General features: G+C 63.3%; 16 protein-coding genes and 1 pseudogene. 13 read left to right on the forward strand and 4 right to left on the reverse strand.

All coding sequences use genetic code 11. The annotated features are described in order from the left end of the window. Window positions 1–3: 3 nt before the first annotated feature. The 6 genes and pseudogenes from HCN58_RS37350 to HCN58_RS02525 all read left to right on the forward strand — a co-directional run. Window positions 4–150 (forward strand): annotated as a pseudogene (locus HCN58_RS37350) (ABC transporter substrate-binding protein); the annotation flags it as partial. 193 nt (window positions 151–343) lie between these two features. Beyond that, window positions 344–1,189 (forward strand): CmcJ/NvfI family oxidoreductase, encoded by an 846-nt coding sequence (locus tag HCN58_RS02505; RefSeq protein ID WP_171577771.1) that lies wholly within the window; start codon window positions 344–346, stop codon window positions 1,187–1,189. A 216-nt stretch (window positions 1,190–1,405) separates the two neighbouring features. Then, complete coding sequence (locus HCN58_RS02510; RefSeq protein WP_171577772.1) at window positions 1,406–2,641, forward strand: MFS transporter; 1,236 nt, start codon at window positions 1,406–1,408, stop codon at window positions 2,639–2,641. Between the two features lie 143 nt (window positions 2,642–2,784). After that, window positions 2,785–4,449 (forward strand): hydantoinase B/oxoprolinase family protein, encoded by a 1,665-nt coding sequence (locus HCN58_RS02515; RefSeq protein WP_171577773.1) that lies wholly within the window; start codon window positions 2,785–2,787, stop codon window positions 4,447–4,449. A gap of 2 nt (window positions 4,450–4,451) precedes the next feature. Continuing rightward, the gene (locus HCN58_RS02520) at window positions 4,452–6,494 is read left to right on the forward strand and encodes a hydantoinase/oxoprolinase family protein (protein ID WP_171577774.1); all 2,043 of its coding nucleotides are present in this window, start codon (window positions 4,452–4,454) and stop codon (window positions 6,492–6,494) included. 228 nt (window positions 6,495–6,722) lie between these two features. Then, the gene (locus HCN58_RS02525) at window positions 6,723–7,964 is read left to right on the forward strand and encodes an ABC transporter substrate-binding protein (RefSeq protein WP_171577775.1); all 1,242 of its coding nucleotides are present in this window, start codon (window positions 6,723–6,725) and stop codon (window positions 7,962–7,964) included. 106 nt (window positions 7,965–8,070) lie between these two features. Here HCN58_RS02525 and HCN58_RS02530 read toward each other — a convergent pair whose 3' ends face one another. Continuing rightward, complete coding sequence (locus tag HCN58_RS02530; protein ID WP_171577776.1) at window positions 8,071–9,285, reverse strand: mandelate racemase/muconate lactonizing enzyme family protein; 1,215 nt, start codon at window positions 9,283–9,285, stop codon at window positions 8,071–8,073. A gap of 262 nt (window positions 9,286–9,547) precedes the next feature. Next, window positions 9,548–10,789, reverse strand: coding sequence for an amidohydrolase family protein (locus tag HCN58_RS02535; protein WP_171577777.1), 1,242 nt, complete (start codon window positions 10,787–10,789; stop codon window positions 9,548–9,550). Between the two features lie 152 nt (window positions 10,790–10,941). Between HCN58_RS02535 and HCN58_RS02540 the strand changes: the two genes are divergently transcribed. Next, window positions 10,942–11,361 (forward strand): nuclear transport factor 2-like protein, encoded by a 420-nt coding sequence (locus tag HCN58_RS02540; protein WP_171577778.1) that lies wholly within the window; start codon window positions 10,942–10,944, stop codon window positions 11,359–11,361. A gap of 98 nt (window positions 11,362–11,459) precedes the next feature. Here the strand turns inward: HCN58_RS02540 and HCN58_RS02545 are convergent, their stop codons facing one another. Further along, window positions 11,460–12,218, reverse strand: coding sequence for a GntR family transcriptional regulator (locus HCN58_RS02545; protein ID WP_171577779.1), 759 nt, complete (start codon window positions 12,216–12,218; stop codon window positions 11,460–11,462). Window positions 12,219–12,424: 206 nt separating this feature from the next. Here HCN58_RS02545 and HCN58_RS02550 point away from each other — a divergent pair, with 206 nt between their 5' ends. The 5 genes from HCN58_RS02550 to HCN58_RS02570 all read left to right on the forward strand — a co-directional run bounded on the left by HCN58_RS02550 (window position 12,425) and on the right by HCN58_RS02570 (window position 20,221). Beyond that, window positions 12,425–13,288 (forward strand): ABC transporter ATP-binding protein, encoded by an 864-nt coding sequence (locus HCN58_RS02550; RefSeq protein WP_171577999.1) that lies wholly within the window; start codon window positions 12,425–12,427, stop codon window positions 13,286–13,288. A gap of 2 nt (window positions 13,289–13,290) precedes the next feature. Further along, complete coding sequence (locus tag HCN58_RS02555) at window positions 13,291–14,067, forward strand: ABC transporter permease (protein WP_171577780.1); 777 nt, start codon at window positions 13,291–13,293, stop codon at window positions 14,065–14,067. Between the two features lie 44 nt (window positions 14,068–14,111). Further along, window positions 14,112–15,137: an ABC transporter substrate-binding protein gene (locus HCN58_RS02560; RefSeq protein ID WP_171577781.1), complete on the forward strand. Its 1,026-nt coding sequence runs from the start codon at window positions 14,112–14,114 to the stop codon at window positions 15,135–15,137. Between the two features lie 115 nt (window positions 15,138–15,252). Continuing rightward, the gene (locus HCN58_RS02565) at window positions 15,253–16,695 is read left to right on the forward strand and encodes an amidohydrolase family protein (RefSeq protein WP_171577782.1); all 1,443 of its coding nucleotides are present in this window, start codon (window positions 15,253–15,255) and stop codon (window positions 16,693–16,695) included. Window positions 16,696–16,900: 205 nt separating this feature from the next. Further along, window positions 16,901–20,221, forward strand: coding sequence for a carboxyl transferase domain-containing protein (locus tag HCN58_RS02570; RefSeq protein WP_171577783.1), 3,321 nt, complete (start codon window positions 16,901–16,903; stop codon window positions 20,219–20,221). A 1,001-nt stretch (window positions 20,222–21,222) separates the two neighbouring features. On the opposite strand, the gene HCN58_RS02575 is transcribed toward HCN58_RS02570, so the two are convergent. After that, window positions 21,223–22,851, reverse strand: a complete 1,629-nt coding sequence (locus HCN58_RS02575; protein ID WP_235983308.1) for a flavin-containing monooxygenase — start codon at window positions 22,849–22,851, stop codon at window positions 21,223–21,225. A 169-nt stretch (window positions 22,852–23,020) separates the two neighbouring features. Here HCN58_RS02575 and HCN58_RS02580 point away from each other — a divergent pair, with 169 nt between their 5' ends. Continuing rightward, the gene (locus HCN58_RS02580) at window positions 23,021–24,619 is read left to right on the forward strand and encodes a GMC family oxidoreductase (RefSeq protein ID WP_171577784.1); all 1,599 of its coding nucleotides are present in this window, start codon (window positions 23,021–23,023) and stop codon (window positions 24,617–24,619) included. Window position 24,620: the final 1 nt, after the last annotated feature.

Here is a 24,620-nt window from a genome sequence, read left to right on the forward strand (position 1 = left end):
GTCACGCCGATTGACGATGGCGTCGCCGCTGACGAGCAGAAGACCATCGATCTCTATTTCCGCTCGGGACTGATCAAGCAGAACCTTGACGCGACCGATATCGTCGGTCGGTCATTTTCCGAGGCCATCGGCAAGGGAGCGGGCCGGTAACGCGAAGCTCTCGCGCGATGACGAACGCGTGAGCGCCGGAAATACCATCCGGTTTGGCAGGCATCCTCGACAAGGATTTTTCCCGTTTGCCGCGGTTGGGAACGGCAATGTTGCTATTTTCGAACGCGCCTTGTGGGACTCGGCGGCCGCGCCAAGATCAAGCAGAACAAACAATGGAGTCCCGGAGACCACCATGGGCCTGCAGCAAGCAAAACTCGAATCGCTTCCCTTCGTCACGGCCGAACTGAACTATCTCGCGCCCACGCCGGGAAAGCCCCGCACCTACGCCTTCGATCCGCCGCCGGGCGAGCCCAAATCCACCGCGCTTCCCGAACCGCACAACGTCCCGATCTTCGACGCGCGCCTGATCGCGGCCAACCTCTCTTTGGACCGCGAAGGCTTTGCGCTGGTCCGCCATCCCACCATCGTCAGGAATTTCTATGACGACAAGGAAGTAACCGGCGTCTACTTTCCCGCCGTGGAAGCCTTCCTGAAGGCGACACTGAAAGCCGATCGTGTCTTCATCTTCGACCATACCGTGCGCAAGCGCGTGGAGGGCGCCGCTGATATCAGGGGCGCCGGCCCACGGCAGCCGGCCACGCGGGTCCATGTCGACCAGACCCACAGATCAGGCGCCAACCGTGTTCGCGAACACCTGCCCGACGAGGCTGAGGAACTTCTGAAGGGGCGGGTGCAGGTCATCAATCTCTGGCGGCCGATCCGCGGGCCCGTGCTGGATGCGCCGCTTGCAATGTGCGACGGCCGGACGGTTGAGCCGGGCGATCTCGTCGCCTCCGACCTGATCTATCCGAACCGCAGCGGCGAGACCTATTCGATGAAGTATAATCCGAACCATCGCTGGTACTACATTCCGGAAATGCGGACCGACGAGGCGCTGCTCTTGAAGTGCTATGATTCCGCGACCGACGGTCGCACGCGGTTCGGGCCGCATACGGCATTCACTGATCCGACCACGCCGGCCGATGCGCCGCCGCGCGAGAGCATCGAACTGCGAACGCTCGTGTTCCACAGGAACTGACCGCGGCGAGCGGGCGGATTCGCGTTCTCATCTCGTCATTGCGAGAAGCAAAGCGACGAAGCATTCATAGCTCTCGTGCGGCACGATAATGCTTCGCGGAGCCTGTCATCGGGCGCGCATTCGCGCGACCCGTTGGCTCGCAATGACGATCCTTGCTTTCCCCTGAGCCATATTGGTGCTACCTCGCCCCGAAACAGTTTTGGAGCGAGACGGCTCATGGACGACGGCAAGGCCGACGGCGCGGATGTCAATTTCCGCGCCCTGATTTTTGCGCTGTTGGCGCTGGCCTGCGGTCACATGCTGTCGACGCTGCTGCGGACCATTCCGGCCATCAGCCTCGACGTGATGGCCGCGGATTTCAGAACCTCGCCGCAGACGCTGGCGAGCCTCACCTCGGTCTACCATTTCGCCTTTGCCGCCTCGCAAATTCCCGTCGGCGCGGCAATGGATCGCTTTGGCGTGCGGCCGGTCTCGCTCGGTCTGCTGGCGGGAACCATCGTCGGCGCGTTGGCATCGGGACTGGCGACCGGGCCGGAGAGTTTTCTGTTCGGCCAGTTCCTGCTCGGGGTCGCCACCTCGGGCATGCTGATGTGCCCGATGACATTGGCCGCGAAACAGATGTCGGCAGCGCGCTTCGGCCTGTGGTCCGGCATCATTCTCTCGATCGGCAATGTCGGCATGTTGCTGTCGTCGAGCCCGCTGGCCTTTGTCGTCGAGCACTGGGGGTGGCGGGCCGGATTCTGGATTTCCGCGGGCTTCGGCGCGGTGGTAGCGGTCGCCGTGTTTGCGCTGGTGTCGAGACAGCCGGCCGCGCATGCCGATGATTCCTCGCCGCTGTCGCAAATGGTCGAGGTCCTGCGCATCGGCTTGTCGCGACCATTACGCGGCCTGATCGCGTTGTCGCTGGTCTCGCTGGCGGCTTCGCTGGTGCTGCGCGGATTATGGGGCGGCCCGTGGCTGATGGAGGTCAAAGGGCTCGGCCGCATCGAGGCCGGCAACGCGCTCGGCCTGTTCACGTTGGCGTTGATCGTAGGTCCCTTGTTGATCGGAATCCTCGACCGCAATATCGGCCACCGCCGCGAGGTGCTGGCATCAGCGCACGCGGTTGCCGCACTGCTACTCGCGCTGATGGCGGCCGGCGCGCCGCATTATCCGGTCTCGGAGCTGTTCGGCGTTGCCGCCATCCCGGCGCAGTTCGACACCGTGCTGTTCGTCCTGATCGGCATCGCCATCTCCGCGCAGCCGCTGCTCTACGGCATGACGCGGCAACTGGTGGACGCGCAGAACGCCGGTAAGGCGCTGTCGGCGATCAACCTCGCGTTCTTCCTCGGCGCCGCGCTGATGCAGTCGGCAACCGGCGTGGTCGCGGCAGTCTATGGCTTGCCCGCGGTGCTGCTGTTCATGGCGGCGGCCTTGATCGTCGGGATCATCATGTTTTTGCTGTATACGTAGAATGGGGGGAGCGGCTTGTCCGCCGTAGCTCACGAGCGTAGGCGGAAGCGATACTCATCAATGTTGGCCGAAGGTGATGGGTTTCGCACGGGCTCAACCCATCCTACACTCCGGCGCTGAACAACTGACAACAACGGGTAACCATGTCCGCCAGGATCGATCCCATCACGCGCTCCGTCGTCCAGCACCGCCTCAGCTCGATCGTGAAGGAAATGGGCGAGGCGATGCTTCGCACCTCCTATTCGCAGATACTCAATTCCAGCCGCGATTTTTCGCTGGCGATCTGCGACACTGCGGGACGGCTGATCGCGCAGGCCGATCACTTGCCGGTTCATGTCGGCGCGCTGCCGTGGGCGACGCTGGCGGTAGAGGATCGGTTCAAAGACGTTAGATCAGGCGACGTGATCCTCCTCAACGATCCCTATCACGGCGGCAGCCATCTGCCTGATTTGACCGCCTTCGTACCGGTGTTCGACGGCGAGCGGCGGCTGCTCTGGACCATCGTGCGCGCACACCAGAGCGACATCGGCGGCGCCACCCATGGCGCCTATAACCCCGCCGCCACCGAGATCTATCAGGAAGGCCTGCGCGTCCCGCCGATCAAGCTCTATGAAGCCGGCAAGCTGCGCGACGATTTGCTCGATCTGCTGGCGCTGAACATCCGCAACCCCCGCGAATTCCGCGGCGACCTCGCGGCAATGCTGGGGGCTGCGCATCTTGGCGAGCGGCGGCTGTCGCGATTGTTTGCGGAGTTCGGCGCGCCCGTGGTCGAATCGGCAGTTGAAGCCATCCTCGACGCGACCGAGCAGCAGACCCGCGCCGTCGTTTCGACCTGGAAGGACGGCGTGTTCTACGGCGAGGCACTTCTCGATGATGACGGCCACGGCAGGACCGATATCCGCATCGCTGCGAAGGTCACCAAGAAGGGCAGCGACGTCGAGGTCGATCTCTCCGATTCCGATCCGCAGTCGACCAGTTTTGTAAACTCCTCGCACGCCAACATGCAGGCCGCGGTCGCGATGGCCTTTGCCTATCTGATCGACGCTGAAATTCCCAAGAACACCGGCGCGCTGCGACCGCTGAAGGTGATTGCAAAGCAGGGCACGGTAGTGTGGGCCGATCCCGGCCGGCCGGTGACGCTGTGCACCAGTCATCCCTCGAACGAAATCGTCGAGGCGATCGTAAAAGCTTTGTCGGCATCCTGTCCCGAACGTGCGATGGCTGGCTGGAGCCGCAGATTCCGGATCGCAATCCAGGGCGAGGATCCGCGCACCGGCAAGAATTTCATCTGGCACCTGTTCCAGGCGCGTCCCGGCGGCGGCGCATCATCCGGTGGCGACGGCTGGTCATCGATCGGCGAGTGGCATTCGGTCGGCGGGCTGAAGTTCGGCAGCCTGGAGGTCGCCGAAGTACGCTTTCCGCTGCACTTCCGCACGCATGAATTCCGCCCCGGCTCCGGGGGCGACGGCCAGTATCGTGGTGGCCTCGGTGTGGCGCTCGATCTGGTGTTGGAGACGGAAAAGCCCGCAAAGGGCAATACCGCCGGCGATGGCGCGCGGCATGGTCCCTGCGGCATGCTCGGCGGCGAGGATGGCAAGCCGCATCATTATCGTCTGCTGTCTGAAGGCCGCGAGCCGCGGGTGTTGCGCACCAAGGAGGTCGACATCGAACTTCGCCCCGGCGATTGCCTCGAGATACGTTCCTCCGGCGGCGGCGGCTGGGGACCGCCCGCCAAGCGATCGGCGGAAGCGCGGAGGCGCGACCGCGAGCAGGGCCTCACTCAAGCCGCGGCGGAGCAGCGTAGCTAATCATGTTCAGAATAGGCGTTGACGTCGGCGGGACCTACACCGATCTGGTGGCCACGGACGAAACCGGGCGGACCATTTTCGCAAAATCACCCTCCACCCCGGCGGATCAATCCATCGGCGCGATGGCGGGGCTGGAAGAGCTGGCGCGGCGGCTGAATGTCACGCGTGCGAAAATGCTCGCCGCGACCGACCGCCTCGTGCATGGTACTACGGTTGCGACCAATGCGCTCTTGGAGCGCAAGGGCGCCAAGGTCGCGCTGATCACCACCGAAGGGCATCGCGACGTCATCGAGATGCGCGAGGGTCTGAAACCCGATCGTTACGATCTCCGCTCGCCGCCGCCTGCGCCTTTAGTACCGCGCGACCTCCGTTTCGGCGTGAAGGAACGGCTCAGGGCGAGCGGCGAGGTCCTGATTCCGCTCGATGCAAAATCGCTCGATGACGCGATTGCCGGCATCAGGCAGTCGGGCGCGACCTCGGTCGCGGTGTGCTTCCTGCATTCCTACCTCAATCCGGTGCACGAATTGGCAGCCGTCGAAAAACTGAAGCAGGCACTGCCCGGCATCAGCATCTCGCGCTCCAGCGACGTACTGCCGCAGATCAAGGAATATGAGCGTATCTCGACCACGATCGTGAACGCTTATGTCGAGCCGATCGTGCGGCGCTATCTCACCAATCTCGAAACGCGGCTCACCGAGGCCGGTTTCAAGGGCAGCCTCTTTGTCGTGCTCTCGCATGGCGGCATGGCGCCGGTCGAGGAGGCCTCGCGGCTGGCCGCGGGCACCGTGCTGTCGGGACCGGCGGGCGGTATGTCCGGCGGACGGCGCTGTTCTGACCTGGTCGGTATTCCCGATCTGGTGCCGTTCGACATGGGCGGCACCTCTACAGACATCTCGCTGATAACAAGAGGGCAGGCCTCGCTCTCCGCCGACGGCATCCTGGCCGGCCAGCGCATCGCGCTGCGCAGCCTCGATATCGCGAGCATTGCCGCCGGCGGCGGCTCGATCGCGAGCGTCGATACCAGCCGCACCCTCCGTGTGGGGCCGGAAAGCGCGGGCTCGGTGCCGGGCCCAGCCTGCTACGGCAATGGCGGAGAGGCCGCCACCGTGACCGATGCCAATGTCGTGCTCGGCTATCTCGATGCTTCCGCCTTCATGGGCGGCAAGCGCCCGCTCGACCGCACGGCGTCGGACGCAGCCGTCGATCGCGTCGCCGTCGCGATGGGGCTGTCGCGCGTAGAGGCCGCCGCCGGCATCTACCGCATGATCAACCTGAACATGGCGGACGGCATCCGCCTGATGACGCTGCGCCGCGGTGTCGACCCGCGACGCTTCGCGCTGTTAAGTTTCGGTGGCGCGGCGGGCCTGCACGCGGCGGAGGTGGCGCGCGAACTCGAGATCAAGCGCATCATCGTGCCGACAGTGGCCTCGGTGCTGTCGGCCTGGGGCATGCTGACCAGCGATCTCCGCTACGAGGTCAGCCGCACGCATTACGGCGCCGGTGCGCACATTGCGGCCGATGAGGTGCGCGAACTCTTTGCCGGACTTGAGCAGCAGGCCGCCGGCCGGCTGCGCTCGTGGTTCAACGGCAAGATTGCAATCGAGCGCTCCGCCGAAATGCGCTACGGCGAACAGATCTTTGAGATCGACGTTTCGCTCGACAGCCTCGACTGGAGCGCTGCCGATCTCGTCGAGCGGATCGAGAACCGCTTCCACGTCAGGCACGAGGAATTGTACACCTACGCCTCGCGCGGCCAGGAAGTCGTGTTCGTCAACGCGCGCGTGGCGGCGGTCGGTGAAGTCGCGCGACTGGATTCAGATAAGAAACCTGTGTCGTCATCGGTCGCCTGCGCACCGCGCAGCCAGCGGCAGGCCTTCTTCGGCGGCTGGCGCGACGTTCCGGTCTACACGCTTGACGACCTGCAGCCGGGCCACAGCCTGACCGGCCCCGCCATCATCGAAGCCGAGACCACGACGGTGCTGGTTGATGCCGGTGACCGCGTGACGGTGAATGCGCTGGGATGGCTGGATATTTCGTTGCGCTGATTGCCAAACACTCAATTGTCATCGCCTGCGAAGGCGGGCGATCCAGTAGCCTGAGACGGCAGTGATCAACGGATAGAGTGCGGCGTACTGGATACCCCGCATTCGCGGGGTATGACAATCGGGGCTGCTCCAACATTTGATTTCAATAAGCCCATTTCGGCGGTATCATCGCCACGGCTGGGTTAGGCGACACAAGCTCCCGCGAGCTTGGCGTTTGAGGCCACCTTGATGCAAACAATAACAAAAACAAGGCTGATACCCGCCTTCTTCGCCTTCGCCGCAGTGGTGTTGGCGTCCGTTCTGGCGATCTCGCAGCCGGCCTGGGCTGCCGGCGTGACCGACACCGAAATCCGCATTGGCAACATCATGCCGTACACCGGCCCGCTGGCGGCGTTCGCTTCGATCGGCAGGGCGGAGGCCGCTTATTTCGACATGATTAACGAGCGCGGCGGCATCAACGGGCGCAAGATCAGGTTCATCTCCCGCGACGACAGCTCCAATCCGAGAACGGCGGTCGAGCACACCCGCGAACTGGTCGAGCAGGAACGCGTGCACCTGATGTTCGGGTCGTTCGGCACGCCGAGCAACCTGGCGACGCGAGCCTATCTCAACGAGAGAAACGTCCCGCAGCTCTTTGTCGCCTCCGGCGACGAGGAGTTGGCGCAGCCGAAGCGATTTCCATGGACGATGGGCTGGCAGCCGACATTTCGTGCCGAGGGCCGGATCTACGCCAATTACATCCAGGCCTCCTATCCAAGCTACAAGATCGCTGTGCTCTGGCAGAACGATCAGTTCGGCCGCGATCTGTTCCGGGGATTGCAGGAGGGGCTCGGCATCACGGCCAACATGATCGTTGCAGACATTGCCATTGATGCGGATATGTCGATCGATACCCAGGTTGAGATCTTGAAGAGCTCCGGCGCTGAAGTGCTCGTGCTCAATTGCGCGCCGCCGATCTCGGCGCGTGCCATCCGTAGAGCGGCCGAACTGGGTTGGCATCCAGTGCTGCTGCTGGTCAATGCGGCGGCTTCGATCGCGAACGCGCTGAGACCGGCGGGGCTTCAGAATTCCGTCGGCGTGATCTCCACTTCGTACCTGAAGGATGCCAGCGACACGACGTGGAAAGAAGACCCTGCGATCAAGGCGTGGCTTGCGTTCATGGACAAGTACTATCCCGACGGCGACAAGGAGGATGGCTACGCCATCTTCGGCTACGCGGCGGCCGAAACCCTGGTCCAGGTCTTGACCCAGTGCGGCGACGATCTGTCGCGCGAGAACATCATGCGGCAGGCCGCGTCGCTGAAGGGCTATCAAAGCCCGGTTGTCCTGCCGGGCATTGCGATCAATACCGGACCGGCCGACTTCTACCCGATCGAGCAGATGCGGCTGGTGCAGTTCGACGGCAGCGCCTGGCAGCCGATCGGCGACGTGATCGAGAGCGCGTTCGCGGCGAGGCCGAGCGATAATTGAGCGACGACCATGTAGGATGGGTATCGCTGCAGCGATACCCATCAGCATCTTGCACCAGATTTGATGGGTATCGCTGCCCTCCACCCATCCTAAGGAATATCGGCGCTTACCTCTTTTGCCCGTAATTCAACAGCCCGCCCTTGCTCTTCGGCGGATGGGCGCGAAGGCCTTCCTCGTTGGGCTCGGTGCCCCAGCCCGGGCGATCCGGTATCACCAGGTGACCATCAACGATCTCGGGCACGTGCGTGAACAGCTCGTGGTCCCATGCGAGCCGATCGATATCGGTTTCCATGATTCGCAAGTTTGGCACCACGGCCGAGAAATGCGCGTTCTGCATGGTGCAGAGATGGCCATAGAAGTTATGCGGGGCGACGTTGACCTCGAAATGTTCGGCGGCGGCGGCGATCTTCATCGATTGCCACACCCCGTTCCAGGGCGTGTCGATGATCGCGACATCCATCGCCTGTTCGTTGAAATAGGGCAGGAACTCGCGCAGCCCCAACAGCGTCTCGCAGGATGAGACCGGATGCGGGCTCTGGCGGCGGATGTAGCCCAGCGCCTGCGGGTTGAAGGTGTCGATCTCCACCCAGAACAGATCCATGTCCTTGATGGCCCGCAGTATCCTGAGGTAGCCCTCGGTCTTGGCGTTGAAGTTGAGGTCGAGCAGCAGATCGACATCGGGGCCGGCACCGTCGCGGATCGCTTCCAGGTGCATGCAGAGGTTTCGCAGCACCTTGCGATCGACGTTGATCTCGGGCTCGAAGGGCGAGCCGAAGCCGGGCCGCCAGCCCTGCGGCTTTCCGTCGGTATAGACGAAGATGTTGGTCTTCATCGCCGTAAAGCCTTTTTCGCGCACCTCGCGCCCGATCGATTTGACGCCGTCGAGATCGGTAATGGCAGGCTTGAACCAGTCGGGATGGTTGATGCGCCAGGTCGCACAGTGCGACCAGTAGACGCGGATGCGGTCGCGGATCTTGCCGCCGAGCAATTCGTAGCAGGGCACGCCGAGCGCCTTGGCCTTGACGTCGAGCAGCGCGTTTTCGATCGCGCCAAGCGCCAGCGCGACCACGCCGCCCGCGGCCGGCCGCGTCGCGGCAAACAGTTCGGCATAAATCCGCTCGTGCTGAAACGCATTCTTGCCGACGACGCGCGCCCCAAGCCGCTCGATTGCCGCCGTCACGCCGGGGGCTCCAAAACCCTCGTCGTATTCGCCCCAGCCGACGATGCCGTCTTCGGTCGTGATCTTGACGAAGTGATAGTTGCGCCATCCGGCGTCGCAGGCGAGCGTTTCGACGCTTCTGACAGTGGTGGCCTTTTTCATGATTTCCTGCCCCGGGCTTGTTGTTGTTGATCGATAACAACAACGGATCGGCGGGGAGGTCAATCGCAGGGCAGCGCAGACCGTCAATGCAGATCGTGCCCTATCCGGCGCGCCGTGGCCGCATGGTTCGCCCGGCGATGCGAAGCATCGTCCGGAGACGGGCGGCTTCGCCGCGCTCCTCACCATGAGGGTCTCAGACCTCATCCCTGAGGAGCGGCGCTCGCGCCGCGTCTCGAAGGATGAAGCCACTGAATTCGATCAGCTAGCCCGGCGGCGGAAACAACCTCGGCTTCCGCCGCTCGAACACCTGCCGCCCGTTCTTGAATCCCATCAGCACATCAGGCAATTCCGCAATCGCGTTCGTCCCACTATCGGTATCGAGAATGATCAGGTCCGCCGGATTGCCCGGAGCGATGCCGTAATCGCGCAGGTTCATCAGCCGCGCCGGCAACTCGGTGACGAGATCGAGGCAGGTGTCGAACTCGCTGATTCCGGCATGCGCGACATTGGCGTAGAAATTCGCCATCCGCAGCAGCGAGGCGTCGCCGAATGGCGTGAAGGGATTGAGCACATTGTTGGTCGCGACCGAACAGAGAACGCCGTCCGCAACGAGCTTGTGCGCCATCGTCAGCCCGCGCGGCGCATTATGCGTGGCGTCGCGGCCCATCAGATAGAGATCGGTCGAGGGCAGCACGGTGACGGCGACGCCGGATTTTGAGAGACGCGCGGTTACCGCCTTCAGCCGGTCCGGCGGCAGCGCCGACAATTTGGTGGCGTGGCCGATCGCGACGCGGCCCTGATAGTTGCGCCGCTCGGTCTGGCGGCAGACTTCTTCGAGATGCCACCACGACGGATCGAGATCAAAATCGAGGTGCAGGTCGATATCGACATCGAATTCCCGCGCCAGGTCGAAAATCTTTTCGAGATGCGCGTTCGGGTCGGTGTCCATATAGGGACAGCCGCCGATCGCCTCGCCGCCATCGCGCAGCGCCGCAATGAGCAGTTCCTCGGCGCCGGGATCGTTGGTCAGGCCCTCCTGTGGAAACACGCAGATCGAGAGATCTAGCGCCCAGGTGTAGTCGCGCTTCAGCGCCTTGACCGCCTCGAATCCGCGCAAGCCGATCCGTGGATCGATTTCCACGTGGGTGCGCATCCGCGTGGTGCCATGCACGATGGCGCGCTCGATCACGCGCCCGCCGCGGGCGTAGACGTCTTCGACCGTGAAATCGCGCTTCATGGCGGCGACCGCGGCAATGGCTTCACTGACGCTGCCATGATCGTGCGCGCAGCGACCGAGCAAGCAGGCCTTGTCGAGATGAATATGCGTATCGACGAAGCCGGGCAGGACGAGACTCCCACCGACATCGATTTCGGCCGCTTCGCAGGCGAGGCGGGGTTCGATGGCGACGATGCGTCCGCTCGCGACGCCGATATCGACCGGGATGATGGCGGATCGCGTCCTGGCATTGCGGAAGATCAGGTCAAAGGCGGTTTTGGTGTTCATCGGGCGTGAGGCTGGAGAAGCTCTCAACCTATCGGAAGCGGGAGCGCCGGGCAGCCCCAGATTGTGTGCAATTTGGAGGCTTAACTGTTCAAATTATATGCATGCAGTTTGTGGGCTGGACTGTAGTATTCCCCACATGAGGAGAAACCGCCATGTCCGTCGCCGCCAAAGCCGAATGTAAGGGAATGTCTGACGCCGAGGTGGTCGAGGCCTATCTTACGGCCTCGATGATCCCGGATCCCGATGCCGCGTCGGCCTACATGAAATCAGGCACGATCATCACCTTCACCGGCGGCCGGGAGTTCGACCACCCGCGCGGGCCGACCGCCTTCAACGCCCGGCGCTATCGTTGGGTCAAGAAGAAGATGGACCGTTTCGACGTCTGCCCCGGCGCGGACGAAACCGTCGTCTACAGCATCGGCACGCTTTACGGCGAATGGATCGACGGCACGCCGTTCGAGGGCAACCGCTATGTCGATCGCTTCGTCGTCAAGGACGGCCAGATCCTGAAGATGGACGTCTGGAACGACAGCGCCGAGCGGCTTCTGGTGCAAATGGGAATTGAGGCGTGAGGTTTTCGTCATTGCGAGCGCAGCGAAGCAATCAATCGCGCGGTAAAGTAAGTATGGGTTGCTCGTCGCTGCGCTCCTCGCAATGACGGAGGGCGGCGCTACCGTCCCCTTACTACCTTCGGCAACTTCACCACCCGCGCGCCGTCGCCTTCCTCCGCATAGGGCGCCAGAATATCCAGCAAATCGCGGCCGCGCGGCGGGGCAGGGGCTACCAGCGCCCGGCTGGCCACTGAGTCCAGATGGCTGTGCATCAGGCTCATCACCTTGGCCTCATCGCCCTTGACCAGCGCGGCGATGATCGCGCGGTGCTCGTTGATCGCGCATTCCGACGAATGCGGGCGGCTGTAGAGCGATAACGTCAGGCAGCAGCGATAGGCGACCTCGCTGACGTAACGCACCAGGATCGGGCTGTTCGTCATGTTGGCGAGCAGGATGTGGAATTCGGTCGCGAGGCGAATAGAGACCGCATCCGAGTCGTCTCGCGCGCGGTCCTCGGCATCGACATGGGCATTCAGTTCGGCAATCTGGCTCTTCGTCAGCTTGCCGGCGAGCTGGCGCACCACCAGGCGTTCGAGCTCGATCCTGATGTCGAACGCATCGCGGGCTTCCTGCCAGCTCGGGGTTGCCACCACCGCGATCCGATTGCGGCGAAGCTCGACCAGTCCTTCCGCGGCGAGCTGGCCCAGCGCATGCCGCGCAATCGTGCGGCTGACGCCGAAGCGTTCTCCCAGCGAATCCTCCGGCAATTTCGCGCCGGGCTCAAGCGCCTGCTCGATGATGGCGCGGCGCAGCGCGCGGCAGATCACGCTGACCTTGTCGGACGGTTCAGCGGTCTTGCTGGCGGGGCGAGGCGCCATTGGCGAATCCTGACGGGGTGCTTCGAATGGTGCTCTCATATCACAATTCTCGCCTGATTGTGCGTCCCAATTGCATGCAGTTTGAGGTTGGAATTGCACAAAAGGAATCCGCCGGATGGGGCGGCAAACCGAAGGATCACCGAAGGATCCTTGATTCCAAAGGCAAGTTTTGGCTGGCATCCCGCTTGCATGCACTTCCAGCCATGATGCGCATGCAGCCACATTCCGAATTTCAGGGCACGCTGGTTCCGGGCTTCGCCGCGCCGATTGCCATCGAGCTCTCGGAAGCCTCCGTTACGTTCGGCCGCGGCGCTCGCGCCGTGCCGGCGCTGTCCATGACGACGCTGCGGATCGCCGATGGCGAGTTCGTCGCGCTGGTCGGTCCTTCGGGCTGCGGCAAGTCGACCATTCTGCGGCTGGTGAGTGGTCTCGTGCAGCCGACATCAGGCGTTGTCATTGTCGGCGGCCGGGAAGTCGCCGCCCGCGCCTTGCGCGTCGGCATGGCGTTTCAGAATCCGACCATGCTGCCGTGGATGTCGATCGAGCGGAACATCATGCTGCCGCTCAAGATCGTCGAGCCGTTCCGCTCGCAATTCCGAAAACTGCGCAAGACCGAATTCCGCGACAAGGCCAACGCGCTGCTGGAGCAGGTCGGCCTCAAGGGTTTTGCCAACCGCTACCCCTGGCAGCTCTCCGGCGGCATGCTTCAGCGCGCGAATCTGTGCCGCGCGCTGATCCACGAGCCGCGCATGCTGCTGCTCGATGAGCCTTTCGGCGCGCTCGACCAGTTCACGCGCGAAGAGCTGTGGTCGATCCTGCAGGATCTCTGGATCGCCCACAGGCCGACCGTGCTCTTGGTGACCCATGATCTGCGCGAGGCCGCATTCCTCGGCAGCCGCATCTGCGTGATGAGCGCGCGTCCGGGCCGCATCCTTGACGACAGTCGCGTCGACTTCGCCCGTCCGCGCACCGTCGCCATGACCTTCGAGCCCGATTTCGTCGCGCTCAACCAAAAACTCCGCGCCTTCATCGTCGATGCCCGCACCGCCTCAGCACAGGGAGCGGCCTGACCATGCCCGATCTCGATTACCGCCAAAAGGTCTGGTCGGCGGCACTGATCATGCTGTTCTTCGTCGCCTGGGAATTGTTCTGCCTCGTGACAGGCATGTCCGACCTGGTGCTGCCGCGTCCGTCGCAGGTGTTCGTCACGCTGTTCGAGAAATTCCCGATCCTGTGGCCGCATATCCTGCAGACGCTGGCGACGACGATGATCGGATTTGTCCTTGGTGTCGGCCTCGGCGTTGTGTTGGGCGCTGTCATTGGCGTCTCAAAGACCGCCTATGATACCGCCTATCCGCTGCTCGTCGGCTTCTCCTCGATCCCGAAAGTCGCCGTCGTGCCGATCTTCGTCTTGTGGTTCGGCTCCGGCACGGTGCCGGCGGTGCTGACCGCGCTCTCGATCTGCTTCTTCCCGATCGTCGTCAACATCGCGACGGGACTGGCGACCACCGAACCGGAACTCGAAGACGTGCTAAAAGCGCTCGGCGCCAGCAAGTTCGACATTCTCTGGAACGTCGGGCTGCCTCGCACCATGCCGTTCTTCTTTGCATCGCTGAAGGTCGCGATCTCCTACGCCTTTGTCGGCGCGGTGCTGTCGGAAACTGTCGCCTCGAACCGCGGCATCGGCAACGTCATGATGACGGCGTCCTCGAATTTCAACGTGCCCTTGGTCTTCGCGGGGCTATTCGTGCTCGCCGGCCTCGGCGTCGCGCTCTACGTGATCTTTTCGGTAATCGAGGGCCGCATCACCGGCTGGGCCACCCGCAAGAGCGATGTGATCGCGACGTGAAAGTTTTTGCGACCCGTTATCCACCCCTTATCGAGGAGAACAAGATGTTAGCCAGAGTAAGCGCCGCGCTGTTGGGAATTGCCTTGTTCGCCGGCGCCGCCGGCGCCCAGGAAACGACGATCAAGTTCACGCTGGGCTGGAAGACGCAGGGGTCCGACGCCGCGTTTTTCTATGCCAAGGACCACGGCTTCTTCAAGGAAGAAGGGCTGAACGTCGTGATCGACCAGGGCGAGGGCTCCGGTGCGACGGTGACGCGCATCATGTCGGGGGCCTATGATGCCGGCTTCGGCGATGTCAATGCCATCATCCAGAACGCCTCGACTAAGCCGCAGGACGCGCCGGTGATGGTCTACATGATTTGGAACCAGCCGCCGTTTGCGATCGTCACCAAGAAGACCAGCGGCATCAACACCATCAAGGACTTTGAGGGCCACACGCTCGGCGGCGCGCAGGGCACGCCGACCACGCGGCTATTGCCGGTGTTTGCGCAAAAGAACAAGCTGGAGGGCGAGAAGATCAAGATCTCCAACATGGCGCCGAACCTGCAGGAGCCGATGCTGATCAAGGGCGACATCGACGCAGCGCTGGTGTTCAACATCACGAGCTACTTCAACCTGGTGCTGAACCGCCAGGATCCCGACAAGGACTATAAATGGTTCTCGTTCGGCGACTATGGCCTCGATCTCTATTCCAATGGCGTAATGGTTTCGCGCAAGCTGCTGGCGTCCAATCCGAAGGTCGTCGCCGGCCTTGTTCGCGCCGTCAACAAGGCCATGATCGCGATCGCCAAGGATCAGAATGCGGGCATGAAGGCGGCGGTGAACTACGACAACCTCATCAATATCGAGGTCGAGAAGCGCCGCCTGCAGTTTTCCTTCGACAAGCTAATCGTCTCGCCCGAGATGAAGGAGATCGGCGTCGGCGACGTTAAGGACGACCGCATGGCCCGCGCCATCGGCATCATCGTCGAAGGCTACCAGCTCGCCCGCGCGCCGGCACCGTCGGAGATTTTCTCCCGCGAATTCCTGCCGCCGCGCGCGGAGCGGGAGCTGGTGTATACGGCGAACTGACGGCGGTGCTTTATCAGCTCGTCATTGCGAGCGAAGCGAAGCAATCCATGCCTCCGCACGGGGAAAGATGGATTGCTTCGTCGCTGCGCTCCTCGCAATGACGGAGCGCCCTATCGTGGCCGCCGAAGTTGCCGCAGATAGCCTGTTCTCCGGTCCCGATCGCGGCCTGCTCGAAAACGCCGTGCTCCATCACGACAATGGCCTCATCACCTCCATCACCGAGGCATCGCCGCCCATGACGGGCCCGCGCTCTCTCATTCTTCCAGCCTTCGTTAACGCCCACGACCACGCCCGGCCGACCGCGTCCTCGTTCGGTGCACTCGGCATGCCGCTGGAAAGCTGGATCCTCCGCTCCGCGCTGGGGACGCCGGTCGATCCCTATCTGACCGCGGCCTCGGCATTGGCGCGATCGGCTCGTGCCGGCTGCGCGGCGATGATGGTGCACTACACCCGGCCGAGCGGCACCATGCCGCTGGTCGAGGAGGCCAAGGCGATTGCGCGGGCGGCGTCCGACGTCGGCATCCGCATCGCGTTTGCGCTCGCCGTGCGCGACCAGAACCCGGTGGTCTATGGCGACAGCGAGCCGGTGCTGTCGCAGCTTTCCAGCGACGACCGCAGGACGATTGAGGAATTGTTTGTCCGCGCGCCGATGTCGCCAAAGACCTATCTCGAACTCACGGATGCCATCGCCTCGGCCATCGCAGGTCCAAAGATCGATGTTCAACTCGGTCCTGCCGGCGTGCAATGGTGCTCAAGACCTTTGCTCGAGGCAGTGGCAGAGAATTCGGCGCAGACCGGTCGATGCATCCACATGCATCTGCTGGAGACCATCCATCAACGCGCCTGGGCCGACGCGAATTTCCCTGGCGGGGTGGTCAGCTATCTCCGCGACATCGGTTTTCTGTCGGACCGGCTGACCCTGGCCCATTGTATCCATGCCCGTCCCGACGAGATCGAGATGATCGCCACTTCCGGCGCGCGCATCGTCACCAATTTCTCCTCCAACCTGCATCTGCGCTCCGGCCTTGCCCCGATCGCCGCGGCGCACCGATGCGGCTGCGCCATCGCGGTCGGCGTCGATGGTCTCGCGCTCGACGAAGACGACGACATCCTGCGCGAGATGCGGCTGGTGCAGATGATGCACGGCGGCCTTGGCTTTGAGCGAACCTGGACCGCTTCCGAATTCCTCGCACTCGCCATCGCCAATGGGCGGAAGGCGACCGGCGCGCCCGGGAGCGGCGCGCTGATGTCAGGCGCACCGGCCGACTTCGTCACGGTCGATCTCGACCGGCTCGATCGGGACCAGATCATGCCGGTCGACCCCATCGATCTCCTGTTCGCGCGCGGCAATGCCTCTGTCTTGCGCGACGTGGTCGTCGACGGTCGGCTGATCGTCAGCGAAGACCGATGCACCGGTGTCGATCTTTCCGCGATCGAGCGGGAGTTACGTGGGATCTACCGCGCCAACGCAAGGCAACTCTCGCCGTTTGAGCGGGCTTGGCCGCCGCTCTCGGCGTCGCTGCACAGCTGGTTCGAAGCCCAGCTCGATTGCCGATAGAGCGCTAAGCGTCTCAGTCTACGGTGCAAATTCCGTAATGTGGAACGAAATTCCACTTGCGCAGAATCTCGGCAACGGTTCATGTCGAGTAAACAAGAAACTGCCGGTAGCCGCATCGCGCTGCTGATTGGGGTATCGGAAGCAAGCGGGGCGAGGTGAGCCGATCGCCGCATCATTTCGCGCTGATGTCCAGACGGAACCGTTCATGTCCTTCAATAAATTGCTGATCGCTAACCGCGGCGAGATCGCCATCCGCATCGCGCGCGCCGCGGGGGACGCCGGGCTCGCTACCGTCGCGATCCATTCCGCCGACGATGCGCAATCGCTGCATGTCCGCGCCGCCGATGCCGCGCATGAAATCCCCGGACGCGGCGCGCGGGCCTATCTCGACATCGAGGCCGTTATATCAGCCGCCAAGGCAACCGGATGCGACGCCGTGCATCCCGGCTACGGCTTCCTCAGCGAGAACGCCGCGCTCGCCCGGCGCTGCATCGAGGAAAGCATCGTCTTCGTCGGCCCGTCGCCGGAAGCGCTCGATCTGTTCGGCGACAAGGCGCAGGCCAAGGCCCTGGCAAAAAAATGCGGCGTGCCGGTCATCGAGGGCACCGGCGGGGCAACCAGCCTCGATGAGGCCGAAGCCTTCCTTGAATCCTTGGGCACGGGCGGTGCCATCATGATCAAGGCCATCGCCGGCGGCGGCGGCCGCGGCATGCGCACCGTCGATGACGTGGGCCGGCTGGAGGAGACCTATGCGCGCTGCCAGTCCGAGGCGATGGCGGCCTTCGGCAGCGACGGCGTCTATGTCGAGCGCCTGATTCGCAATGCCCGCCATATCGAGGTGCAGGTCATCTGCGACCACCACGGCGCAATCAGCCATCTGTGGGAGCGCGAATGCACGATCCAGCGCCGCAACCAGAAGCTCATCGAGGTCGCGCCAAGCCCGTCGCTGAACGATGCCTTGCGCACGCGCATCATCGACGCCGCCAAGGATCTTGCGGCGGCCGCGAACTACGACAATCTCGGCACCTTCGAATTCCTCGTCGATAACGACGCCAGGAGCAGCGACAAGGCGTTCGCCTTCATCGAGGCCAATCCGCGGCTGCAGGTCGAGCATACCGTCACCGAGGAAGTGCTCGGCCTCGATCTCGTGCAGTCGCAGCTCGCGGTCGCGGCCGGCGCCACGCTCGGTTCCCTCGGCCTCGCCCAGGGCTATATCCCCCGGCCGCGTGGTTTTGCGATGCAGCTCCGCGTCAACATGGAGGTGATGCACGAGACCGGCGCGACCAGACCGACGGGCGGCACGCTGGCCGTGTTTGACTTGCCGTCCGGCCCCGGTGTGCGTGTCGACACCTTTGGCTATTCGGGCTACCGGACCAGCGCCGCCTTTGATTCGCTGCTCGCCAAAGTCATTGTGCATTCGCCGGGCGGTAACTGGACCGACGTGGTGCACAAGGCCTCGCGGACGCTACGTGAGTTCCGGATCGGTGGCGTTGCCACCAACGTCCCGTTCCTCGCAGCGATTCTGGCGCATCCGGATTTTGTCGAGAACCGCCTCAGCACCGGTTTTATTGACAAGCATGTCGCCGATCTGGTTGGCGAAACCAATACGACGGCGGAGACGGAACTGGTCGAATCCGGCAGCGCTGCCGATGACGAGACGCTCGCGATCGCGGTCGCGGCATCTGCAACCGGCCCAGCGGGTTCGGTCGCGGTGCCAGCGCCGCTGCAAGGCACGATCGTCGCGATAGACGTTGAGGAAGGAGACCTTGTTCGCTCCGGTCAGCAGATTGCGGTGCTCGAATCCATGAAGATGGAGCATCTGGTCACGGCGCCGCATGGCGGCCGGGTGACGCAGATCGCGGCCGAAGCCGGCGTCACGCTGATGCAGGACGAGCCGATTCTCTATCTGGAGCCTGCCGAAATCGACGCCCATGATATCGCCGAGGAAGAGGATGTCGATCTCGACCACATCCGTCCCGATCTGGCCGAATTGATCGAGCGTCACGCCATCACGCTCGACGAAAACCGCCCGGCCTCGGTCGAGCGGCGGCGCAAGACCAACCAGCGCACCGCGCGCGAGAATATCGCGCACCTCGTCGATGAGGGATCGTTCGTCGAATATGGTTCGCTCGCCATCGCCGCCCAGCGAAGGCGGCGCACGGTCGACGACCTCATTCGCAACACGCCGGCCGACGGCCTGATCTCGGGCGTCGCGACGGTGAACGCGAAAAAATTCGGCGCGGATGCCGCCCGCTGCATGGTGATCGCCTACGACTACACCGTGCTCGCCGGCACCCAAGGCCATATGAACCACAAGAAGATCGACCGCATGCTGGGCCTTGCCGAGCAATGGCGGCTGCCGCTGGTGTTCTATGCCGAGGGCGGCGGCGGCCGGCCCGGCGATACCGATCGGCTCGGCATGACCGGGCTCGACGGGCCGTCCTTTGTGCAGTTCGCCAAGCTCTCAGGATTGGTGCCGGTGATCGGCGTCGTCTCCGGCTATTGCTTCGCCGGCAACGCCGCGATGCTCGGCTGCTGCGACGTGATCATCGCGACGAAGAACGCCTCGATCGGCATGGGGGGACCTGCTATGATCGAGGGTGGCGGGCTCGGCATCTATCACCCGGCCGAGGTGGGTCCGGTATCGTTCCAGTCGCCGAACGGCGTGATCGACATTCTGGTCGAGGATGAGGCGGAAGCGACGATCGCGGCACAGAAATATCTCTCCTACTTCCAGGGTGCGGTTGCCGACTGGAAAGCGCCGGACCAGCGCCTGCTGCGCCGGGCAATCCCGGAAAACCGCCTGCGCGTCTATGATATCCGCAACGTCATCGATCTCATGGCTGACGAAGGCTCGGTGCTGGAAGTCCGACGCGACTTTGGCGTCGGCATGATCACCGCCTTTATCCGCATCGAAGGAAAGCCGTTCGGCCTGATCGCCAACAACCCAAAACATCTCGGCGGCGCGATCGATGCGCCCGCCGGCGACAAGGCCGCGCGCTTCATGCAGCTGTGCGATGCCTTCGACATTCCCATCTTATCGCTCTGCGACACGCCGGGCTTCATGGTCGGCCCTGAAGCCGAAAAGACTGCGATCGTGCGCCATGTCGCGCGGATGTTCGTGACCGGCGCGAGTCTCACCGTGCCGCTGTTCGGCATCGTCCTGCGCAAGGGCTACGGCTTAGGGGCGCAATCGATGATCGGCGGCGGCTTTCACGCCTCCTTCTTCACGGTGGCCTGGCCGACCGGCGAATTCGGCGGCATGGGCTTGGAAGGCTATGTCCGCCTCGGCTTCCGCAAGGAAATGGAAGCAATCGAAGACCCGGTCGAGCGCGAAGACTATTACAAGGCCAAAGTCGCCGAGCTCTATGCCAACGGCAAGGCGGTCTCGATCGCGTCGGTGCTGGAAATCGACGAAGTGATCGATCCCGCCGACACGCGGCACTGGATCATGTCGGGCCTGCGCTCGGTGCCGAAGCCGGAAGCGCGCGCGACAAAGAAGCGGCCGTGCATTGATGCGTGGTAGTACACCGTCGTCCCTGCGAAAGCAGGGACCCATAACCACAGGGTTGCGTCGCCAAAGACGGACGTTGACCCCCGCGCTCAACAATGACGGCCGCGGCGTATGGGTCCCGGCTCGCGCTTTGCTTGGCCGGGACGACGGGCAAATCCGCAGGCTGGGCAAAGGCGCGATAGCGCCGTGCCCACCATCCGTCCTCGAGCGCATTTCGCGATGGTGGGCACGCGGAGCCTGTCATCGGGCGCGCATTCGCGCGACCCGTTGGCTTTGCCCATCCTACGGGGACTGACATATGTGATCTCGTATGTGACTGCTCGACGGGCAAATCACTTCTGATTTTCCGAAATCACGTCAAGCCCCGGAATCAAAAATAATCCGCTTTCGTTCTCACCCAAATCACGCGCATAACTCCACCCGTCTCACCCGATGGAGGGACGTTGGCCATCGTCACGAACGTGCGGTGAGATGCGGTGGACGCTGAATGCGCAAGACGTACGCGCAGGAAGCGTACGGCGAAGTCGTGTGGTCCTGATGTCGCGGTGCTGGCATCAAGTTGCGCAAGGGGTCACGCCCTACGCAGCGACGGTGGCAAGAAAGCCGTTCGCCGGGGAGAGCTCGAAGTAAGCCGTAAAGCCACTGCGCAGGGAAGGCCGGGATGCTCCCGCTGTACCTGTATGCTCGTGTGCGTGTTCTTTTGCGCACTTTGCACACGAGACCGCGGGTGCGGCGCGCACCCGGTCTTCCCTGCGCCCTCTGAACAAGAGGGTGGGAAGTTGAGAGCAAACCTCGGACGCAATGCGCCGCGAGAATGCAAATTTATGCTCGCACGACAGCAGCCGCGTCCTCGAAAGCCTCTCCCGCGCGCGGGGGAGGCCGACGCGCGCGCAGCGCGCGGGGGGCGGGGGAAGCTCTATCCATTCGGTGCGCACGTGATGCGGAGATACCCCCACCCCGGCCCTCCCCCGCAAGCGACCCGCAAACGGAAGAGGGAGGAGCGGCACCGTATGCTACCCCAGCCTCAACTCATCATACCCCTTCGCCGCCACCTCATCGCACCTGGCACGGTAGGCCGGCGCGCTGCCGCTGTAGCGGGCCACGATACGGGTCTGCTTGCCTTCGACGTTGGAATTGATGCCCGTCATCCAGGAGTTGATCTCGTTGGACAGCAATCCCTCGCCGAGCGCCTTGACGTGATCGGTCCACGATTTCACGCCCTCCGGCGTCGCTTCCAGCCGCGTCAGCCCCTTTTCCATCGCAAACATGATCAGCCCGGTGACCCAGTCGACGCTATACTCGATGCTACGCGGAATGTTACCGAGCGCAGTGTGCGGCCCCATCAGCATCAGCATGTTCGGAAATTCATGCACCATGATGCCGAGATAGGTCTCGGGTCCTCGCTTCCATTTGTCCTTCAGCCGCGCGGCGCCGGCGCCGCGGAAATCGATCTTGTCGAAACTGCCGGTGATGGCATCGAAGCCGGTCGCGTAGATGATGATGTCGAATTCGTATTCCGTCGCACTGGTCTTGATGCCGGCGGGCGTGATCCGTTCGATCGGCGTCTCGTTGATATCGACCAGCTCGACGTTGTCCTGGTTATAGACCTCGTAATAGAAGGTCTCGAGCGGCAGCCTGCGGGTGCCAAAGCCATGGTTCTTCGGAATCAGCTTCTCAGCCACCGCCTGGTTCTTCACGCGCTGGCGAATTTTTCGTGCGACGAAATCGGAGATCGTGACGTTGGCCTTGCGGTCGATCAGGATATCGCGAAAATTGCCCTGCCAGATGCCGAAGCCGCGCTCGCCATAGAGCTTTTCATAGAATGCCTCGCGCTCCTCGTCCGACACCTCGAACGCGCCGCGCGGGTCCGGCGTATGCAGGAAGCAAGCGAATGTCTCCTGGCAACGCTTGAAGATTTCGGGATAGCCGGCTTTGATCTTACGCTGCGTTTCGGCATCGATCCTGCCGTTGTGCAGCGGCGCGCACCAGTTCGGCGTGCGCTGGAAAACCGTGAGATGGCCGACTTGCCCGGCAATGGTCTGAATGGTCTGCACGCCGGTGGCGCCGGTGCCGATCACGGCGACGCGCTTGCCGGTGAAATCCACCGGCTCTTTCGGCCATCGCGCGGTGTGAAAGGATGCGCCCTGGAAATCGTCGCGTCCCTCGATCCGCGGCAGCGTCGGCGTCGACAGCGGTCCGATCGCGGTGATCAGGAATCGCGTGCTGAAGCGGCTGCCGTCCTCGAGCGTGATGGTCCAGCTCCGCGTATCTTCCTCGTATACGGCCGCTGTCACCCGGCTTCGAAACTGGATATCGCGGCGCAAATCGAACTTGTCGGCAACGTAGTTGAGATAGCGCAGCGTCTCCGGCTGGCCGGCAAAATGCTCCGACCACTCCCATTCCTCCAGCAACTCCTTCGAAAACGAGTAGCCATAGGAATAGCTCTCCGAATCGAAGCGCGCGCCGGGATAACGGTTCCAATACCAGGTGCCGCCGACCTCGGTGCCAGCCTCGAACACGCGCACCCGCAAACGCTGTTCGCGCAGCCGGCAGAGCTGGTACAGCCCCGACATGCCCGCGCCGATGATGATGGCGTCGTAGTCAAAAATAGGCGTCGCTCCCGAGCGAATGGTTTGCTGCAAGGCTATCCCGGCTTGCGCCAGGGGCAAACCCGTATGAGGGCGTGGCAGGGTTGCGCGTTTATCCCGCCAGACCCGTCTCGCTCAGCTTTACGGCAGACTGCCTCTGCGCTTATCGTGGAGCCCAGATCACCTTCAAGGTGACGCTAATTCAGGGAGCGAAGCGACCGCAATGAACGATCCCGTTGACGTCCTGATCATCGGCGCCGGTGCGTCCGGCGCGGCGGTGGCGTGGAGCCTGGCTGAAACCAAGATGCATATCCTCTGCCTCGATCAGGGCGGCTGGATGAAGCCGTCGGAATATCCGAGCACCGGGCGCGACTGGGAGGCGAAGTTTTATGGAGACTGGTCGACCAGCCCGAACGTCCGCGGCCGGCCGGAGGATTACCCGATCAACGACGACAACTCGCCGATCAAGGTCGTGAACTTCAACGGCGTCGGCGGCTCGACGGTGATGTACACCGCGCATTGGCCCCGGCTGCATCCGTCCGATTTCAAGGCGAAGACGCTCGACGGCGTCGCTGATGACTGGCCGATCGACTATGACACGCTGGTGCCCTTCTTCGAAGAGAACGACCGCATGATGGGCGTCTCGGGCCTGTCAGGCGACCCGCTGTCGCCGCTGACGCACCCGCCAATGCCGCCGCAGCCGCTCGGTCTTTCCGGCCCGCTGATCGGCAAGGCCATGAACAAGCTCGGCTGGCATTGGTGGCCGTCGGATACGACCGTCGCGACGATGGATTACGAGGGCAGGGCGCGCTGCATAAATCTCGGCCATTGCACGCCGGCCTGCGCGCAAGGTGCCAAAGCCTCGACCGACATCACCTATTGGCCGCAGGCGATCCGCGCCGGCGTCGAGCTCAAGACCAATTGCCGCGTGCGCGAGATCCTGACCGACGAGCATGGCATGGCTTCAGGCGTCGTCTACTATGACAAGGATGGCGTCGAGCAGTTCCAGCCGGCCGAGGTCGTCATCATCGCCTGCAACGGCGTCGGCACGCCGCGGCTGCTGTTGAACTCGGTCTCCGGCCGCTTCCCGAATGGGCTGGCCAATTCATCCGGTCTGGTCGGCAAGAACCTGATGTTCCATCCCTATGCGCAGATCTACGGCTACGTGAAGGAGCCGACTGACTCGAATCGCGCGCCGCCGACCTGCCTCTGGAGCAAGGAATTTTACGACACCGATCTCTCGCGTGGCTTCGTCCGCGGCTACGGCATCCAGTTCGTCCGCGGCGCAGGGCCGGTGTTCGAGGCCGTCGCGAGCGAGCAGAAAGGCATTCTGCCGTGGGGCGCCGATCATCACCGCGTGTTCCGCAAGCTCCACGGCCATCGGCTAGGCGTCTCCGCAATCTGCGAGGATCTCCCGGAAGAGCACAACCGCGTCACGCTCGATCCCGTCTTGAAGGACAGTCACGGGATCCCTGCGCCGAGGATCGACTACACGATCAGCGAGAACAGCTGGAAGATGATGGAGCATGGACTGGCGCGCGGCCGGGAGATTCTCGAGGTCGCCGGCGCCACAGACATCTGCACCAATAGTCCGATCCCCTGGGGAGGTTGGCATCTGCTCGGCACGGCGCGCATGGGCACCGATCCGGCGTGCTCCGTGGTCAACGAATGGGGCCGCTCGCACGACGTGAAGAACCTCTTCATCGTCGATGGCAGCGTGTTCGTCACGTCAGGCGGCGTGAACCCGACCTCGACCATCCAGGCGATTGCGCTCTACGTCGCCGACCAGATGAAGCAACGCCTTGCCAACCTCTTCGATTGAG

It is taken from the genome of Bradyrhizobium australiense, assembly GCF_013114825.1.
GTDB lineage: Bacteria > Pseudomonadota > Alphaproteobacteria > Rhizobiales > Xanthobacteraceae > Bradyrhizobium > Bradyrhizobium australiense.

Bases quoted from the DNA above. Each gene is read 5' to 3' on its own strand.
- HCN58_RS02505 (WP_171577771.1), top strand. From the start codon at position 344: ATGGGCCTGCAGCAAGCAAAACTCGAATCGCTTCCCTTCGTCACGGCC.
- HCN58_RS02510 (WP_171577772.1), top strand. From the start codon at position 1,406: ATGGACGACGGCAAGGCCGACGGCGCGGATGTCAATTTCCGCGCCCTG.
- HCN58_RS02515 (WP_171577773.1), top strand. From the start codon at position 2,785: ATGTCCGCCAGGATCGATCCCATCACGCGCTCCGTCGTCCAGCACCGC.
- HCN58_RS02520 (WP_171577774.1), top strand. From the start codon at position 4,452: ATGTTCAGAATAGGCGTTGACGTCGGCGGGACCTACACCGATCTGGTG.
- HCN58_RS02525 (WP_171577775.1), top strand. From the start codon at position 6,723: ATGCAAACAATAACAAAAACAAGGCTGATACCCGCCTTCTTCGCCTTC.
- HCN58_RS02530 (WP_171577776.1), bottom strand. From the start codon at position 9,285: ATGAAAAAGGCCACCACTGTCAGAAGCGTCGAAACGCTCGCCTGCGAC.
- HCN58_RS02535 (WP_171577777.1), bottom strand. From the start codon at position 10,789: ATGAACACCAAAACCGCCTTTGACCTGATCTTCCGCAATGCCAGGACG.
- HCN58_RS02540 (WP_171577778.1), top strand. From the start codon at position 10,942: ATGTCCGTCGCCGCCAAAGCCGAATGTAAGGGAATGTCTGACGCCGAG.
- HCN58_RS02545 (WP_171577779.1), bottom strand. From the start codon at position 12,218: ATGGCGCCTCGCCCCGCCAGCAAGACCGCTGAACCGTCCGACAAGGTC.
- HCN58_RS02550 (WP_171577999.1), top strand. From the start codon at position 12,425: ATGCGCATGCAGCCACATTCCGAATTTCAGGGCACGCTGGTTCCGGGC.
- HCN58_RS02555 (WP_171577780.1), top strand. From the start codon at position 13,291: ATGCCCGATCTCGATTACCGCCAAAAGGTCTGGTCGGCGGCACTGATC.
- HCN58_RS02560 (WP_171577781.1), top strand. From the start codon at position 14,112: ATGTTAGCCAGAGTAAGCGCCGCGCTGTTGGGAATTGCCTTGTTCGCC.
- HCN58_RS02570 (WP_171577783.1), top strand. From the start codon at position 16,901: ATGTCCTTCAATAAATTGCTGATCGCTAACCGCGGCGAGATCGCCATC.
- HCN58_RS02580 (WP_171577784.1), top strand. From the start codon at position 23,021: ATGAACGATCCCGTTGACGTCCTGATCATCGGCGCCGGTGCGTCCGGC.